This window comes from Paraburkholderia graminis C4D1M (assembly GCF_000172415.1).
Taxonomy (GTDB): Bacteria; Pseudomonadota; Gammaproteobacteria; order Burkholderiales; family Burkholderiaceae; genus Paraburkholderia; species Paraburkholderia graminis.
In genome coordinates, this window is sequence record NZ_ABLD01000018.1 from 1 (window position 1) to 15,316 (window position 15,316).

13 protein-coding genes and 2 pseudogenes are annotated in these 15,316 nt (G+C 63.5%); 11 read left to right on the forward strand and 4 right to left on the reverse strand.

Annotated elements, in window-relative coordinates; all coding sequences use genetic code 11:
- Positions 1–1,123 precede the first annotated feature (1,123 nt).
- Positions 1,124–1,308 (forward strand): annotated as a pseudogene (locus BGRAMDRAFT_RS36245) (IS110 family transposase); the annotation flags it as partial.
- A 376-nt stretch (positions 1,309–1,684) separates the two neighbouring features.
- Here BGRAMDRAFT_RS36245 and BGRAMDRAFT_RS23435 read toward each other — a convergent pair.
- Together BGRAMDRAFT_RS23435 and BGRAMDRAFT_RS36165 are read right to left on the reverse strand one after the other, a co-directional pair.
- On the reverse strand, positions 1,685–2,398 hold the full coding sequence (locus tag BGRAMDRAFT_RS23435) for an H-NS family nucleoid-associated regulatory protein (protein WP_006051331.1): 714 nt from the start codon (positions 2,396–2,398) through the stop codon (positions 1,685–1,687).
- Positions 2,399–2,457: 59 nt separating this feature from the next.
- Positions 2,458–2,694, reverse strand: a complete 237-nt coding sequence (locus BGRAMDRAFT_RS36165; protein ID WP_083803845.1) for an Imm72 family immunity protein — start codon at positions 2,692–2,694, stop codon at positions 2,458–2,460.
- Between the two features lie 1,335 nt (positions 2,695–4,029).
- Here BGRAMDRAFT_RS36165 and BGRAMDRAFT_RS23440 point away from each other — a divergent pair.
- Positions 4,030–4,299 (forward strand): DUF1488 family protein, encoded by a 270-nt coding sequence (locus BGRAMDRAFT_RS23440; protein WP_006051333.1) that lies wholly within the window; start codon positions 4,030–4,032, stop codon positions 4,297–4,299.
- A 48-nt stretch (positions 4,300–4,347) separates the two neighbouring features.
- Here BGRAMDRAFT_RS23440 and BGRAMDRAFT_RS23445 read toward each other — a convergent pair.
- Together BGRAMDRAFT_RS23445 and BGRAMDRAFT_RS23450 are read right to left on the reverse strand one after the other, a co-directional pair.
- Positions 4,348–4,719 (reverse strand): annotated as a pseudogene (locus BGRAMDRAFT_RS23445) (PDDEXK nuclease domain-containing protein); the annotation flags it as partial.
- A 109-nt stretch (positions 4,720–4,828) separates the two neighbouring features.
- Positions 4,829–5,395 carry a MarR family winged helix-turn-helix transcriptional regulator gene (locus BGRAMDRAFT_RS23450; protein ID WP_044021775.1) on the reverse strand — a complete coding sequence of 189 codons (567 nt, stop codon included), beginning with the start codon at positions 5,393–5,395 and terminating at the stop codon, positions 4,829–4,831.
- Positions 5,396–5,723: 328 nt separating this feature from the next.
- Between BGRAMDRAFT_RS23450 and BGRAMDRAFT_RS23455 the strand changes: the two genes are divergently transcribed.
- The 9 genes from BGRAMDRAFT_RS23455 (at position 5,724) to BGRAMDRAFT_RS23495 (ending at position 15,268) form a co-directional block, all read left to right on the forward strand.
- Positions 5,724–6,986: an amidohydrolase/deacetylase family metallohydrolase gene (locus tag BGRAMDRAFT_RS23455; protein ID WP_006051336.1), complete on the forward strand. Its 1,263-nt coding sequence runs from the start codon at positions 5,724–5,726 to the stop codon at positions 6,984–6,986.
- A gap of 17 nt (positions 6,987–7,003) precedes the next feature.
- Positions 7,004–9,412 (forward strand): xanthine dehydrogenase family protein molybdopterin-binding subunit, encoded by a 2,409-nt coding sequence (locus tag BGRAMDRAFT_RS23460; protein ID WP_006051337.1) that lies wholly within the window; start codon positions 7,004–7,006, stop codon positions 9,410–9,412.
- Entirely contained in the window at positions 9,409–10,245 is an 837-nt protein-coding gene (locus BGRAMDRAFT_RS23465; RefSeq protein ID WP_006051338.1) for an FAD binding domain-containing protein, read from the forward strand. Before BGRAMDRAFT_RS23460 ends, BGRAMDRAFT_RS23465 begins: the two co-directional genes overlap by 4 nt.
- Positions 10,242–10,763, forward strand: coding sequence for a (2Fe-2S)-binding protein (locus BGRAMDRAFT_RS23470; protein ID WP_006051339.1), 522 nt, complete (start codon positions 10,242–10,244; stop codon positions 10,761–10,763). The genes BGRAMDRAFT_RS23465 and BGRAMDRAFT_RS23470 overlap by 4 nt, the downstream gene beginning before the upstream one ends.
- Before the next feature lie 25 nt (positions 10,764–10,788).
- On the forward strand, positions 10,789–11,565 hold the full coding sequence (locus BGRAMDRAFT_RS23475; protein ID WP_006051340.1) for an SRPBCC family protein: 777 nt from the start codon (positions 10,789–10,791) through the stop codon (positions 11,563–11,565).
- A gap of 2 nt (positions 11,566–11,567) precedes the next feature.
- Positions 11,568–12,758, forward strand: coding sequence for a YlbE family protein (locus tag BGRAMDRAFT_RS23480; RefSeq protein ID WP_006051341.1), 1,191 nt, complete (start codon positions 11,568–11,570; stop codon positions 12,756–12,758).
- Entirely contained in the window at positions 12,755–13,144 is a 390-nt protein-coding gene (gene hpxZ / locus BGRAMDRAFT_RS23485) for an oxalurate catabolism protein HpxZ (protein WP_006051342.1), read from the forward strand. The genes BGRAMDRAFT_RS23480 and hpxZ overlap by 4 nt, the downstream gene beginning before the upstream one ends.
- On the forward strand, positions 13,141–14,358 hold the full coding sequence (locus BGRAMDRAFT_RS23490; protein WP_006051343.1) for an amidase: 1,218 nt from the start codon (positions 13,141–13,143) through the stop codon (positions 14,356–14,358). The genes hpxZ and BGRAMDRAFT_RS23490 overlap by 4 nt, the downstream gene beginning before the upstream one ends.
- 79 nt (positions 14,359–14,437) lie before the next feature.
- A complete protein-coding gene (locus BGRAMDRAFT_RS23495; protein WP_006051344.1) occupies positions 14,438–15,268 on the forward strand; it encodes a phytanoyl-CoA dioxygenase family protein in 831 nt (276 codons plus the stop codon).
- Positions 15,269–15,316 lie beyond the last annotated feature (48 nt).

The window sequence follows — 15,316 nt, forward strand, 5'->3', positions numbered from 1 at the left end:
GCTTGGTTTGCGTTCTCATGGCTTTTCTATCCTTCAACGACGATCCCATCCCGCCGCTGTCAGGTCGCGCGGCAAAGGAGCGGCGCGCACGCAGCGCGATGGATCTCAAGTTCGTTCGGCATACCAGCGGACGCCCATCACGTAGCTCGCGATAGAGTACCGCCGGTGTCGATAGAAAGATGGTGAGCCCGGCTCTCGTTTTATTGGTTTTGCTTTATGCGAAGAGCCGGGCAGGAGAAAGTGCTGAGTTATCCACGCAGCTGACGCGGCTCTGTGTGCGCTTGAAGGTATTGGTTTTCCAATGCCCGTGAGTACGCTCCTTCGATTGTGCAGGAGTGCAAAACAAGGAGAGGCGAGAACGCGGGTTGGAAAACACGACTGTACCTCGAAGCAGTGGCCCAGCTAATAATCAACAATTGGCAGTCGTCCTATTAGAGCGCATATGTAAGCTTTTTGCAAGGCATCTAGGTGCTATCACCGTGCGGCATGGGGACGCAAACGCACTTCCTGTTATATCAAGCGAAACTCGGGCTGCTCAAGGAGGTGGCGCCGCAAATCGCCGCGGCGCGAGGTGGTCGAAGCTCTTTTCTCGGGCGGACGGTCCAGTTGCCGGGCTGACAGCAGCGACTGCGTGGCCGGCGCGGATGTGAAGTCGCGGGCGAGTCAGCCGGGTTTTTGCCGTCAGTTGGCTGTCCCGGGGCCTGCCACGGGCAGGCCTTCATCGGCGGCAGGACTTCAGTTCAAGCTACCTGATAATTGCGGAAGGGCGTCACAAGTCGCGTGCGTAAGTCCGCCGGTACGTCGCTGAGGCCCGCTTCGTCAAACGTGTCAGCACTCATTTTGAAGAATGCGCGCTCAACGCTGCGCAATGAAGCGATGGCGTCCGGGTGGAGCTTGATGAGTCGTTCTACAGCGCTAACGTTAAGATTCGAGAAATCAGGACACCTATGGGACTTTACATAAGTAAAGATTGGTTTTTTTTGTTGTAGTAGCTTTATAGTCGGAATGGTCGCCTCCCGCCTTAACGGTCTTCTGAACGCTACTGTCTGACGCAGATACGGCCCGGTGCCGGCACTGTGCCAGAGTGTGGTTTGCGCATGCACACGCGGTAACGAGAATCCAGATGGAACCCACGACCATCGCCATCGACCTGGCCAACGCGTCTTCCAGGTTCATTTCATCGAACCGGATACCGGCACGATTCACCGCAAGGTGCTGAAGCGCGCCCAGCTCAAACCGTTCTTCGCCAATCGTGCCCGATGCCGGGTTGTCATGGAAGCCTGCGGAAGCGCCCATTACTGGGCCCGACGGCCCGCAGCTCGCGCCTCATTGGCGAGCCGGGTCAGGTAGTCCATCAGGAGATCGACGCGATTCCGGTCCGATACGAATCGCTTTGATTGCAACGACGCTTGCCTAAACAACGGCAGGCACGGCGAACGCCGCAGGATGCCCGAAGGGTGCTGTCGTCGGCGGGGTCACCGGACACTACGCATGGCCACCATGCCGTCGTCGGTGCAGTCGGGGGTTGCATGGTCTGCAGGCACCTCGCCAAGCAGCACGCTCAAGAGCGGCTCAACAGCAAGCCGCACACCCTCAGGCAGCACAGGCGCAATAAAAGTCGCCGGCTTGATGTCCCCGGTGGAATCAGGAAATCGCTGGTCCACCGGGCACCTGACAACTACGATTAGGTCGTCAACTCGGCGCCTGACTCCACTGTGGCCATTGGAGCGGCTGCGGTCACGCTCTTCTGCGGTGCCGCTTTCGCCGAAGCTTTCTTGACCTGCGGTTCCTTTGCCGACACCTTTGCGCTCGCCGGCTTCTTGGCAACAGTTCTCTTCGCCGCCGGAGCCTTCTTGCCAGCAACTTTGGTGACGACCGGTCTTTTGCCGGCCGCGATCGGGCCATCGATTAGAAACTTGCTGCGGTCCTTTGCGTTAGCAATCCAAGCCGGCGGCCGTGCACGCCCACTCCAGGTCGCGCCGGTCTTGGGGTCACGATAGAGGGCCGGCTGCGGGCCTCTAACGTAGTTTCCCGCCTTCGCTGATTTTCTGGCAGCAGGAGCGGAAGACACGGCGTTACCTTTAACCAAAAACTTCGAGCGGTCCTTAGCGCTGGCAATCCAGCCCGGCGCCCGGCCATGACCCGACCATGTCGCGCCTGTCTTCGGGTCACGGTACTTTGCGGCGGAAGCAGACGGCTTGGCAACGGCCTTAGTGCCCGGCTTGGGTCCGCGCTTCTTGCCGCCAACATGCGCGTCAATGTCAGCAGTCGTTAGACCGTGCTCTGCCATCAAGCTCTTAATCTTCTCGATAACAGCACTCGACTTTTTCGCGCGGAGCGCATCGGCTTGCGCCTGCAGTCTCGCGATTTTCGCTTGCAATGATTCCAATGTCGCCATTTGTCGCTTCTCCCATTGAACTGCCAGCACTATGCCATGCGGATGAGCGCGTTCGCTAGTTAGACACGAGGCCGGGCAGGAAGAGTCGGCTGGTCCGCGTCGCTCTTAAAGTACTCAGACTCATCGGGCACCAGACCGTCACGATACCGGATGTCCTTCCACAGCAGACGCCAATGCACTGGCTCACACCAAAGCCAGTGTTTCGCGCCACTGCTGTAAGCCACAGGGTTCGGCGCCTTGGTCTTGCTCACCAAATAATTGAAACAACCGCCGTTGTGCAACTTCCTCTTGCTCACGGGAAAAAGAAAAAAACGCGTCGTTTTGCTCTACAGCTACGGGCTCCCATATTCCATGGGCCTGAACGGTTTGCCCTGACCGGATAGTCCGATGGCAGCCCGGCGGCACCAGTTCCAGGCTCGCAGGAAAGACGGGGTATTGCGACGTGTAGAAATCGTGCTTGTGGGCGTCTGGATTAGGCAACGTTTCCAGGCCCTTCCAGTGAGCCTTTCGCTATACCGGGCAACTCCTCGACATGCATCTGCTCCGGCTGCTCCTTTGGCCACATATTGACCGCGTGCTCATATGCATTGGCAAAGGCTCGCCACGCATCCCGCTTTCTGTTCCCAAGCGCATAGCTGGCCAACCAGGTTGACCTTAACGAACTTGAAGGTAAGCGCACGCAGGCTGGACTCACTCCCTTGATGTACGACCGAAGTTGGCGGTGCGGATTTGGGCCATGTCAGTCCGCGAAGTAGCTCACGTTTCAGTGCTGTGTGTCACCTAACAATGCAACTAACCGTCTGGCGCGGGCTCCTGGCCGACAAACTTCGAACACCGTCTATAAAGAACGTGGGCTGCCGATCCCATCAGGAGTAGGCGGATTGGCGTGCAATCCATCGTCGGGCGAGACCCGGTGGTGGGTGCAAAGGTGCTCAGGAGAGCGAAGAGGCGGGGAGGGGACGAGTGTTTCCTCGCGACCAGTGCGGACGCTCTCGGCCGCACAGTCTGGCGGCCACAACCTGTTCCCGCAACGTCGGCATCTGTGTCTTCTGCGCCAACCGAATCGGGAGTCCCCGTTGCCAGAACCCGTCGACCAAGATGTCCGAGTTGCGGATGAATCGCGCGTCGGCAAGCGAACAGTTCCTCGCGAACCACCTTGCGCTGGTTGCGTGCCGCCGCGGTCATGCAAACGCACAACTCATTGGGCTGGTTCCTGCAGCGTGCCATTTACGGCGCTTGTCCCGGAGAGTATTCGGGATTGTCGAATACGTTGCTGAAGCGACGCAGGCACATGCTGTCGAAAGTAGGGATTTGCAACAACCGGACTACTCGTCACGCGGTGGCATATCCTCGTTCCCGAAAAAGCTCACCATAGAAAAGAATGTTGGCTTCCTGTGTGCAACTCCGTCTGCACCCGTTACCGCGTCGCAAAGCCCAACGCCGCCTGAAACGCGCGGGGGGCTTCGAAAGTTAGCCAAACGAACGTTGCCGCTCAGCTTAGCGATCGGGGTAACGGTTAGGCTGCACGGTCGCGAAATAGCCGATCGCGCTGCTTTCAACTTCTGGTAGATTGATTGCTGAGCGGCGCTGTACAAATGAAAAGACCGCGAATTATATAGTCGAGGTACGTCATGGAAGTTCTAGATCGGGCGCCCGCCGTCTCGCCGGACGGACGCGCCGTGGTTTTCATGCTGTCGATTCGCGGCCGCGAGGTCGAAGGCGCAATTGCGCGTGATGCACTCGAAGATTATTTCTGGTTACCGCATAGCGCTGACCCGGTGCGTACCCTCAAAGCATTTGAAAACGGTCGCAACCGCATCGTCGCAGTTGCAGAAAGAAAATTACTGGCGCGACCTGACGAGCCGCTGTGGCTGACCGCGAACGACTTTGTGGCCAGGTAACCGACGGTTGCCCGGCGGTTGATCGAGGGGAGGGGGCGCTGAAAGATCCTAGGTGCCTGAGTCAGGAAGATCGGGCCGTAATTCCGCCTCAATCTGGTCAATGGTCGGCAAATCCGTCTCCAGTGATTCGGGCACTTCGCGCATAAACTGGTACTCGGCGACGCCCATCGGCTTGGCTACGCCGCGCAACGCATATTCCGCCACAAGCCGGTTCTTTTCCTTGCACAGCAGCAGACCGATGGTCGGCTGGTCCTCCTTTGCCTTCACCTGCGCGTCGATCGCCGAAAGATAGAAGTTCAACTGGCCGGCGTACTCCGGTTTGAACGGCGTCGTTTTCAGTTCGACAACGACGTAGCAACGCAGCTTGAGGTGGTAGAAAAGTAGATCGATAAAAAACTCGTCACCACCTACCTGGCCGCGCGGCGAGAGGTACTTCGCTAGTCTGCTTGCAAGTAATCGTCCATCCATGCGATGAACTGCATCTGCGCACCGCTCGCATGTTATCAGAGACCGCCAGTAAGATCGGCTTTCACGCCGCGCCAGCCTCGCTCTCGTTCGGCGCCAGCAACTGGCTGTCGGGCAGGCGAAAGGGCACGAGACTGTCGGCGTTATTCGCTTCCACCAGCCGGATCATTTGCAGCATGAACACATCGCGTTCGACGGGCGACAGGTGCTCGATGGTGCGATCGTGCGCGCGCTGCACGGCTTTTGCCATCTTCCTGACAAGGCGCTTGCCGGCGGGCGTCAGCTTGACGAGCCGCAAACGCTTGTCGTGTTCCGCCTGCGTACGGCTCACCAGTCCGCGCGCGTTAAGGCGTGGAATCACTTCCGCGACGCTGGAACGCTCCAGCCCCACTTCGATCGCGAGCGAGTTCTGATCGATTTCGCCAAGCGTCTCCAGCGTGGTGAGCAGGCTGTATTGCACCGGCGTAATGTTGAACTCGCTGGTTTCCTGCGCGAACAGGGAAGTATGGATCTGATGCATGCGGCGAATCAGAAATCCTGGGCGCGAGAACAGCGGCGAGCGCGCCTGCCGTTCGGCGAGCTCTGCACGCACGCTTTGGATGTCGAGGTGGTCGGTGGTCGTGGATCGCATGAGAGGCATTGGATGGAGAGGGGCACGCACGAGGCGCTCTGTCGCGCATTCTAGGCTGAAACCGGCATGCGTCGCAAATCGGGGGTACACCAACGGATCACCATAAAAAGGCATTGCGCATGCGCATGGTGCGCACCCACGCCGGGGCCGTCCGAGTTGGTGCGAAGCTTGTGCGCGCAGATCCGTGGTACGGCACGGATAACACAGGAGGCGATTTTGTTAAGTCGTTGTCGTGCAAGGAGAAATCCGATGCTGAAGTTCACCGTTGCCAACCGGCATGCAACTTGCGGTACACCACGCATCTCTTCACTCGGCTATCGCACCGCACATGTCACAAGTCCTGCTCAAAGGGGGCCGCGTCATCGACCCCGCCCAGAACATCGACGCCACGCTGGACGTCCTGGTGGACAACGGCGTTATTGCCGCCATCGGCACCGACCTCGCGCGCGAGGCGCCGCTGGCGGAGGCGGTCGATTGCAGCGGCAAGCTGGTGCTGCCTGGTCTCATCGATACGCACGGCCACGTCTTTCAGTATGTCACCGGCCGCTTCGGGCTCAACGCCGATCAGTGTGGCGTGCAGTCGGGCGTGACGACGATCGTGGACCAGGGCGGACCAAGCTGCATCACGATTCCCGGTTTCCGGCATTACGTGGCGGAGCGCTCGTCCACGCGCGTGCTGGCATTTATCTCCGCCTATCTGGTCGGCGGCCTCGAAGGCCATTATTACCCGGACCTCTATCGACCCGATTGTCTCGATGCCGATGCGACCATCAAGTCCATTCGCGCGAATCCCGATCTTGTGAAGGGTATCAAGGCTCATGCGGAAATCGGCGGCTTCGCGCGCTGGGGTCTTGATGTAATGAAGATCGCCGCGAAGATCGGCCGCGGCGCGCAACTGCCCTTATACATCCACTTCGGGCAGCTTTGGCCGAAGCCCGATAGCGGCGGCTTGCCCGTGCAGCCGAATTCGATCTTCAATCAGGTTGTCGAAACGTTAAAGCCGGGTGACATCCTCGCGCATCCGTTCAGCCGTCATCCGGGCGGTTTTGTCGAAGAAAACGGGCGACTGCATCCGCTCGTGCATGAGGCCGTCGCACGCGGGCTCAAGATCGACGTGGGCCACGGCTCGCATTTCAGCTTCAAGACCGCGCGCATCGTGCTGGACGAGGGCGTCGTTCCCGACACGCTCGGCGCCGACATGCACGGCTACAACACCCACGTGCCCGCGCCCGCCGGCACGCCTGACAGCCATCCCGACGAGGAGCATTCGTTCCTTGGCCGCACGCAGTTCAGCCTCGTGAGCGCGATGACCAGCATGCTCGCGCTCGGGCTGCCGCTGCAACATGTTGTGGCCATGGCCACCTGCAATGCCGCGAGGATGATCGGAATGGAAGACGTGATCGGCTCGCTGCAGGTGGGGCGCGGCGCGGACATCAGCGTGCTCGACGATCGTCGCGGCCGCTGGGTGCTCGAGGACAACGAGGGCACCCAGGTCATCACCGAACGCATGCTGTCGCCGCTCTTTTGCCTGCGCGACGGCGAGCGTCACGATGCCGTCTCGCCGACCCTGCCGCTCGCGCGCGCTGCCTGACCACGCAAGGCTTATTCATGATCAAACGTTCGCAACCACGTGCCGGCGATCAGCGCCCGCAAGGCATCGGCGCATCGCTCGCACGCAAGGAAGACGACCGCTTCATGCACGGACGCGGCGAATACGTGCCCAACATCCGCATGGTCGGCATGGTCGACGTCGCGTTCGTGCGCAGCCCGATCGCACACGGCCATATCGTCGGCATCGAAAAGCCGCAGGCGTTCACACAGGCCGTCTATACGCTCGCCGACCTGGACGGCGTGAAGCCGATCGTCGCTGATTCGGGGTTGCCGGGATTCAAAAGCTCGCGGCAGCACGTGCTCGCAAGCGGCAAGGTGCGTCAGGTCGGCGAACCCATTGCCATGTGCGTGGCCGCGAGCCGCGCGCAAGCCGAGGATATCGCCGCGCAGGTCTTCGTCGATTTCGAGGAACTGCCTGCCGTGGTCGACATGCTTGACGCTTGCCGGGAAGGCTCGCCGCTCGTGCATGAACATTGGGGCGACAACGTCTTTCTGGAGACTTTCGTCGACGCGAAGCCGGATGTCGATCTCGAAGCGATCCGCCGCGACGCGCCGATTCGCGTTCATCGCACGCTACGCACTGCGCGTCAGAGCATGGCGCCCATGGAGGGGCGCGGCGTCGTCGCGCATTGGGATCGCCGCCTCTCGCAGTTGATCGTGCATACGTCCGCGCAGATGCCGCACATCACGCGTACCGGGCTCGCCGAATGTCTCGGGCTCGACGAAGGGCAAGTGCGCGTAATCGCGCCGGATGTCGGCGGCGGCTTCGGCTACAAGGGCATTCTGTTGCCGGAGGAAGTCTGCTGCGGCTGGCTCGCGATGCAACTGGACCGACCCGTGCGCTGGATCGAGGACCGTCGCGAGCAACTTACGGCCAACGCGAACTGCCGCGAGCACCACTACGATATCACCGGTTACGCGGATCGCGACGGCCGCCTGCTTGCACTCGAATGCGATGCCCACGTGGATTCGGGCGCGTATTCATCGTATCCGTTCTCCGCGTGCCTGGAAGCGGCGCAGGTTGGCAGCATCCTGCCCGGCCCATACAAGATGGAGCGCTTTCGCTGCCGCACCTGGTCGGTGGCGACCAACAAGCCGCCGATCCTGCCGTATCGCGGCGTCGCGCGCACGGGCGTGTGTTACGCGATCGAAACCGTCATGGATGCGATCGCGCTCGAAGCGGGCATCGAGCCTTACGAGGTACGGCTGCGCAATCTCGTCGAGGCGCACGAAATGCCGTACGACAACATCACCGGCAAGCATTTCGATAGCGGCGATTATCCCGAGGCGGTGCGCCGCGCGGTGGCGGCCATAAATCTGGGCGCAGTGCGCGCGCGGCAACGGCGCGGCGAACCGGACGGCAGGCGCATTGGCGTGGGCATCTCGGTGTTTTGCGAGCAGGGCGCGCACGGCACGTCGGTGTATCACGGCTGGGGCATTCCAATGGTGCCGGGCCACGAGCCCGCGGTGATTCGCCTGACGCCCGACGGCGTGCTGGAAGTGCGCGCCGGCGTGCATTCGCACGGGCAGAGCATGGAGACCACGCTCGCGCAGATCGCTCACGAGGTGCTGGGCATCGATACGGACCGCGTGCGCATCGTGCTCGGCGATACCGGCGTCACGCCGTATTCCACCGGCACCTGGGGCTCGCGTTCGATCGTGATGGCGGGCGGCGCGGTCGGCCGTGCGTCTAAGGAACTCAAGGAACGCCTGATGAAAATCGGCGCGCATCTGCTTGGCGAGCCATTGGGCGATTTGCGCTGGGAAAGCGGATCGGTAGTCGGCAAGCATGGCTCGCGCAGTTTGCGGGAACTGGCCCGCACCTGGTATCTCGCACCGCAACTTCTGCCGCCGGATGTCGATCCGCGCGGCCTCGAAGTGTCAACCTCGTATCAGGCGAAGCGCGATTCGGGCACGTTCAGCTACGCATGTCATGCGGTGGTGGTCGCAGTGGACCCGGCGCTCGGCAAGACCGAGATTCTCGATTATGCGATCGTGGAGGACGGCGGCGTGCTGATCAACCCGATGGTGGTCGACGGACAAGTGTACGGCGGCGCGGCCCAGGGTATCGGCACCGCGCTCTATGAGGCGATGCCCTATAGCGAAGACGGGCAGCCGCTCGCCTCGACGCTCGCTGACTACATTCTGCCGGGCGCGACAGAGGTGCCTGCGATTCGCATCGAACACATGGAAACGCCCGCCCCGTACACGGAGTTCGGGCAGAAGGGCATTGGCGAAAGCGGGGCGATCGGGCCGCCCGCCGCGCTCGCGAACGCCGTCAACGATGCACTGCGCGGCCTCGGTGTGCGCATCGACCAGTTGCCGATCACGCCACGCCTGATCGTCGAAGCGCTCGCAAGACAGCGCAAACAGCAGGCCAACGCGCCGAAGGAAATGCCCGCATGAAAGCCGCAGCCTACGACTACGCCCGTCCGCTCGCCTGCGACGAGGCCATCGCGCTCGTCGCGCCGACCGGCGGAATGGGCAAGTTCGTCTCCGGCAGTCAGTCGCTCGGACCAATGATGAACCTGCGCCTCGCGCAGCCGGAAATGCTCGTCGATCTGCGCGGCATCGCTGCCTTGCGTGCCTGCCGAACAGAAGGTGAAGCCGTCGAGCTAGGCGCGTGCATCACGCATGCGGAGATCGAAGACGGCAAGCTAGAAACCGGCACGCGCGGTCTGATGGAGTATGTCGCTCAAGGCATCGCCTATCGCGCGGTGCGCAATCGCGGCACGCTCGGCGGCAGTCTCGCGCATGCCGATCCCGCCGCCGACTGGATCAACACCATGTGCGCGCTGAATGCGCAATACCTGGTCAGGGGACCGACCGGCGCGCGGGTGATCGAAAGCGGTGAGTGGATGGCCGGCGCGTTCACGACCGCGCTCGAACCCGATGAAATTCTCACTGGCGTGCGCTTCACCCGTCTGTCACCGACAGCCCGCTGGAGCTATTACAAGTTCAACCGCAAGCCGGGCGAGTTCGCGGAAGCCATCGCCGTTTTTATCGACGACGCGGCTCGCGGCGTGTGCCGTGCAGTCATCGGCGCGATCGACGCGCCGCCTTACGCAATCGACGATGCCCGCGGCTTGCTGCACGACGCCGATCCGCGGACTTCGTGCTTCGATGCTCATCTCGAAGCGGCGGGCATCGAGGCGGGAAGCTATGAACATGAGGTGCATCGCGTCGCGCTCGTGCGCGCGGCGGGGATCATCCGCAATCAGAACGGGAACGCACCATGAGCGACGCATTCATCAGGACGATCGAACTGGTCGTCAATCAGGCGACGGTCGCGGAGCGCGTCGAACCGCGCACGAGTCTCGCGGATTTTCTGCGCGAACAGCGGATGTTGTGCGGCACGAACATCGGTTGCGAACAGGGTGTATGCGGCGCATGCACGATCGAGGTGGACGGCGTGCCGACGCGCTCGTGCATCACGCCGGCAATCAGTTGTGCTGGCAGCGCGGTGCGCACTATCGAAGGCTTCGACGACGACGCCACCATGAACGAGCTGCGCGCGGCCTTCACCGCCGAGCACGCGCTGCAATGCGGCTACTGCACGCCGGGCATGCTGATGACCGCCCGCGACATCGTCACGCGCCTGCCCAATGCCGACGACGCGCGCGTGCGCGTCGAACTCTCCGGCAATCTGTGCCGCTGCACCGGCTACGTCGGCATCGTCCGCGCGATCCGTCGCGTGCTCGATGCGCGCCGTGCGCGCGCGGCCGTGCCGCTAGCGGCGGACGCGGCAACGGCCTGAACCATCGGATACGGACTGATACGCAATGGAAATCGAACAAAGTTTTACCGTGCCGTATCCACGCGAACTCGTGTGGGCACGCTTTCACGATACGCCCGGCATCGTCGGGTGCCTGCCGGGGGCGTCGCTCGCCGCGCCCGTCGAGAACGGCATGCTCAAGCTCACGATGACCGTCAAGCTCGGGCCGATCGTCGCCTCGTTCGCAGGCGACGGCGAGATCGCTTTCGACGACGCGCATTACACCGGCAGCATCACCGGAGCGGGCGTGGACCGCAAGAGTTCGTCGCGCGTGAAGGGTGTGGCTTCGTTCGCGCTCGAAGAGGCGGGGGCCGGCGAGACACGCGTCGACGTGAAGGTCGATTACACGATAGGCGGCACTCTCGCGCAGTTCTCGCGCGGCGGCATCGTAAAGGAACTGGCGACGCGCATGACTGAAGCGTTTGCGTCCAACCTGAAGGCGAAGCTCGATCAGGCGGGAGCATCGGCGAGCGTCGACGATACGGCAGAGGCGACGCATACGGCGCGGGAGGCACGGGAGGCACGGGAGGCGCAGATCGTGCAGCAGGCTGCTGTAGCGCAAGCGTCGATGCCCGAAGCGCAGGCATCCGCGCGCGAAGCGCGAGCCCACGTGCCAGCGGACAAGCAACCGAAAGCGCAACCGGAAGCGCAAGCCCGGCCCCAAAACCCGCCGCGTGCCGTCGTGCGCCCCCAGCCGGCGAACGCGCCGCTCGATGTCGGCAATCTGTTCTGGAAGATGCTGTGGTCGCGCTTGCGCAGCCTCTTTAGCTTCGCGGGCCGCTGATCATGCTCAGCGACGATGCCAACTCGCTCGCCCTGGGCCGTGTCCATGCGGTACGGCCGCACTGGCGCAATGTGGTCGCCGCGCGCGACGCCGTGGGACTGCCGGACTTTACGATGCTGCATGCTGGGCCGCCGTTCGACGATGCCCGTGCGCCTTCCGCACCCGTGGCCTCGTCGGCGGTCTTGTGCTGTCTGTACGAGGGCTGGGCGCAGGACGAGGCGCACGCTGAGCGGCTGATCGCGCAAGGCGAAGTGCGCCTGGAATGCGCGCAGTCGTACGGGGTGGTAACGCCGCTCGCGGCGGTCGTCTCGCCGCGCACGATGCTGGTCGAAGTCACGGACGCCAACGATCCCGCCGCGTGCGCGTGGTCGTTGCTGGGCAGCGGCGCAGGTCCGCAGATTCGCTTCGGCAGCCGCGACCGGCGCGTCCTCGACCGCATGAAATGGCGCGACGAAGTGCTCGCGCCCGCGCTTGGAGAGGTGCTCGTATCGGGCTCGCTCGATCTTTTCCCGCTGGCGCAGGCCGGCATCGAGAGCGGCGACGATCTGCATGCCCGCGCGACGGGAGCGACGGCCGCGCTGCGCGCGCTGCTTGCTCCGCGTATCGAAGATACCGGCATCGATACGATGCTCGCGCAAACACCGCTCTTTTTCCTCACGCTATGGATGGCCGCGTGCGCCCTGATGCTGTCGGCGGCGGGCGCGGATCGGTCCGGGTCGACGCTTGTCGTGGCGCTGGCTGGCAACGGCGAGCGGGTGGGCATCCGTCTCGCTGGCGCGCCTGAGCGCTGGATCACAGCGCAGGCAGGCGCGCCCGAAGGTCCGCGTATCGATCCGCAGCAGCAGGCCGTCGCGGCGCCGCTTACCGGCGACAGCGGCGTGATCGACGCCGCCGGCTTCGGCGCGCAGGCGCTTCTTTTCGCGCCCGAATCGGCGCACGCGTTCGAAGCCTTTTTGCCCACCGGCTGGCGCGGGCGGCAGGCGCGCATCCATACGGCTGCCCATCCCGCATTCGGGCGGTTGCCCGGCGTGCTCGATGCCGCGCGCGTGGTTCGCGAAGGCATTGTGCCGCTTGCCGCCATCGCGATGATCGGCGCCGACGGACGCGCGGGCCTGCTAGGACGCGGGCTGTATACGGCGCCGCTCGAACTCTTCGCGCGGGCCTTGTCCGATCTGCCGGATCTGCACGCATGAGCGCCCAGCCGATCGACGATCCCGCGACTCTCTCAGCCGTGAATGCTGCGTTCGACGAATACGAGCGCGCGCTCACGACCAACGACGTTGCCGTTCTCGATGCGCTCTTCTGGCAGAGCCCGCACACACTGCGCTATGGCGCGACGGAAAACCTGCAAGGTTACGACGCGATCCGCGCTTTCCGCGCCGCGCGTCCGGGCAAGGGGCTGATGCGCACCGTGATCGATCGCTCGATAACGACTTTTGGCGAGGACTTCGCCGTCGCCAATATCACGTTCTCGCGCGCAGGCGAGCCGCGCATCGGACGGCAATCGCAGACGTGGGCCCGCTTCGACGGGCAATGGCGTGTCGTCGCGGCCCATGTCAGCTGGATGGACCCTGCATGATGCAGAACGATTTGCTGCAAGCGGGCCTGCATGGCTCGTTCGTCGCCGATGGCTTCGACTCGCTGCCCGCCGCCGCCTTGCCGCTTCGCACCGGCGGCAAGCTGGTGGGCGAGCGGCTGGCAGTAAAAGACGTGTTCGATGTCGCCGGGCTTCGCACGGGTAGCGGCAATCTGGCGTGGCGCGACGAACAGCCTGTCGCCACGCGGACCGCGCTCGCCGTTCGCGCGCTGCTCGAAGAGGGCGCGCAATGGCTCGGCAAGACCGTCACCGATGAGCTGACCTACAGTCTCGCCGGCGTCAACGCGCACTACGGCACGCCCGTGAATCCCTCGGACCCGGCGCGCATTCCGGGCGGTTCGTCGTCGGGGTCCGTCGTCGCGGTGGCGGCGGGCCACGCCGATATCGCGCTCGGCACCGATTGCGGCGGTTCGGTGCGCCTGCCTGCGAGCTACTGCGGCGTATGGGGCATGCGGCCCACGCATGGCCGCATTGCGGCAGACGGCTGCCTCACGCTCGCGCACAGCTTCGATACGGTCGGCTGGTTCGCGCGCGACGCGCGCCTGCTCGCGGACACGTTTGAAGTGCTGGCGCGCAGCCTCGTCCCAGCGGATCAGGCGGCGTTCGCGCTGCACGTGCCGCGCAACCTGCTTGCCTGCGTGGATCCGGACGTCGCGGCACGCTTCGAGGCGTCGCTGCCGGCGCTCGGCGAACGCGCGAGGTTCGTCGCGCCTGAAGCATCGCTTGCCGATTGGGCGCAGGCTTTCCGCGTGTTGCAGGCCGCGGAGATTGCGCAACGCTACGGGCAATGGGCGCGTGAACATGCCGCGAGCTTCGGTGCCGATGTGGGCGCGCGCTTCGCCATGAGCCTCGGCATTACGCGCGAACAGATCGCCGATGCACAGCGTATTCGCGCGGAAGCAATTCGTGCGATGGCCCACGCGCTGCCCGAACGCACATATTGGCTGGTGCCGACTGTGCCGGGCGTCGCGCCTCGCGCGGACGCATCGGCGCAAACGCTCGACCACGTGCGCGCGCGGTCGCAACAGATGCTGTGCGCGGCGGGCCTGGCGGGTCTGCCGCAGGTGAGCATGCCTTGGACTCGCTTTGACGGCGTGCCCGTGGGCCTTTCGGTCATCGGCGCGCGCGGCGCTGACGAGGGCGTGCTGGCCGCCGCGCGCGCGGTGCACGACGTGATGCGGGATGCCGGCGTCTAGCCTTATGCCAGGACGGCGCCTCGCGTTTTTGATGAGCAGTAAGCGTCTTTCCCATCGAAGCACACTCAAAGGAGCGTCCATGACAAAGCACTTGACCGAAGCGCAGGTCGAGCATTTCAGGCAGCACGGCTACGTGTATCCCATGCGCGCGCTCGACGCGCAGCAAGCGGCGGACTATCGTCGCATCATCGAACAGTACGAGGCGATGACCGGCGAGGACGTCAACAGGACCCTGAAAATCAAGGGTCATCTGGCCTTGCCGGCGATCGTCGAACTCGGACGTCACCCCGCTATCCTCGACGCGGTGGAGGATATCATCGGGCCTGACATCATGCTTTTCGGCGCGTCGATCTTCGCGAAGAATGGCCGCGATCCGCGCTATGTGTCGTGGCATCAGGACTCCACTTACTTCGGCCTCACGCCGCACGAGGAGGTGACCGTCTGGGTCGCGCTCACGCCCGCGAACTCGCTCAACGGTGTTCTGCGCGTGTTGCCGGGCTCGCACCGCGGCCCCGACCTGAAGCATGTCGAAACCTATGCAAAAGACAACATGCTTGCAAAGGGGCAGACGCTCGTCGGCATCGACGAAAACCTTGCTGTCGAAATGCCGCTTCAGCCCGGTGAGTTCTCGATGCATCACGAACGCACCGCGCACAGTTCGCTCCCCAACCGCTCGGATGACAGGCGCATCGGCTTCGCATTCTTCTATGTGCCGGCGCACGTGCGCTCGGCTACGGGCCGCCGTCGCGCGACGCTGGTGCGCGGCGCCGACCGCTTCGGTCACTGGGATGCCGACACGCTGCCGGAGTACGATTGCGATCCGCGCTCGATGAGCGAGCTTGCGCAAACCTGGGGCAAGTACAAGGATGGGGAAGTCAGGCAGGCCGCCGACATGATCGCCCCGCAGTAAATGGCGAAGCACCCGTCGCGGCATGCACAATGCCGCGACGGGTGCTGC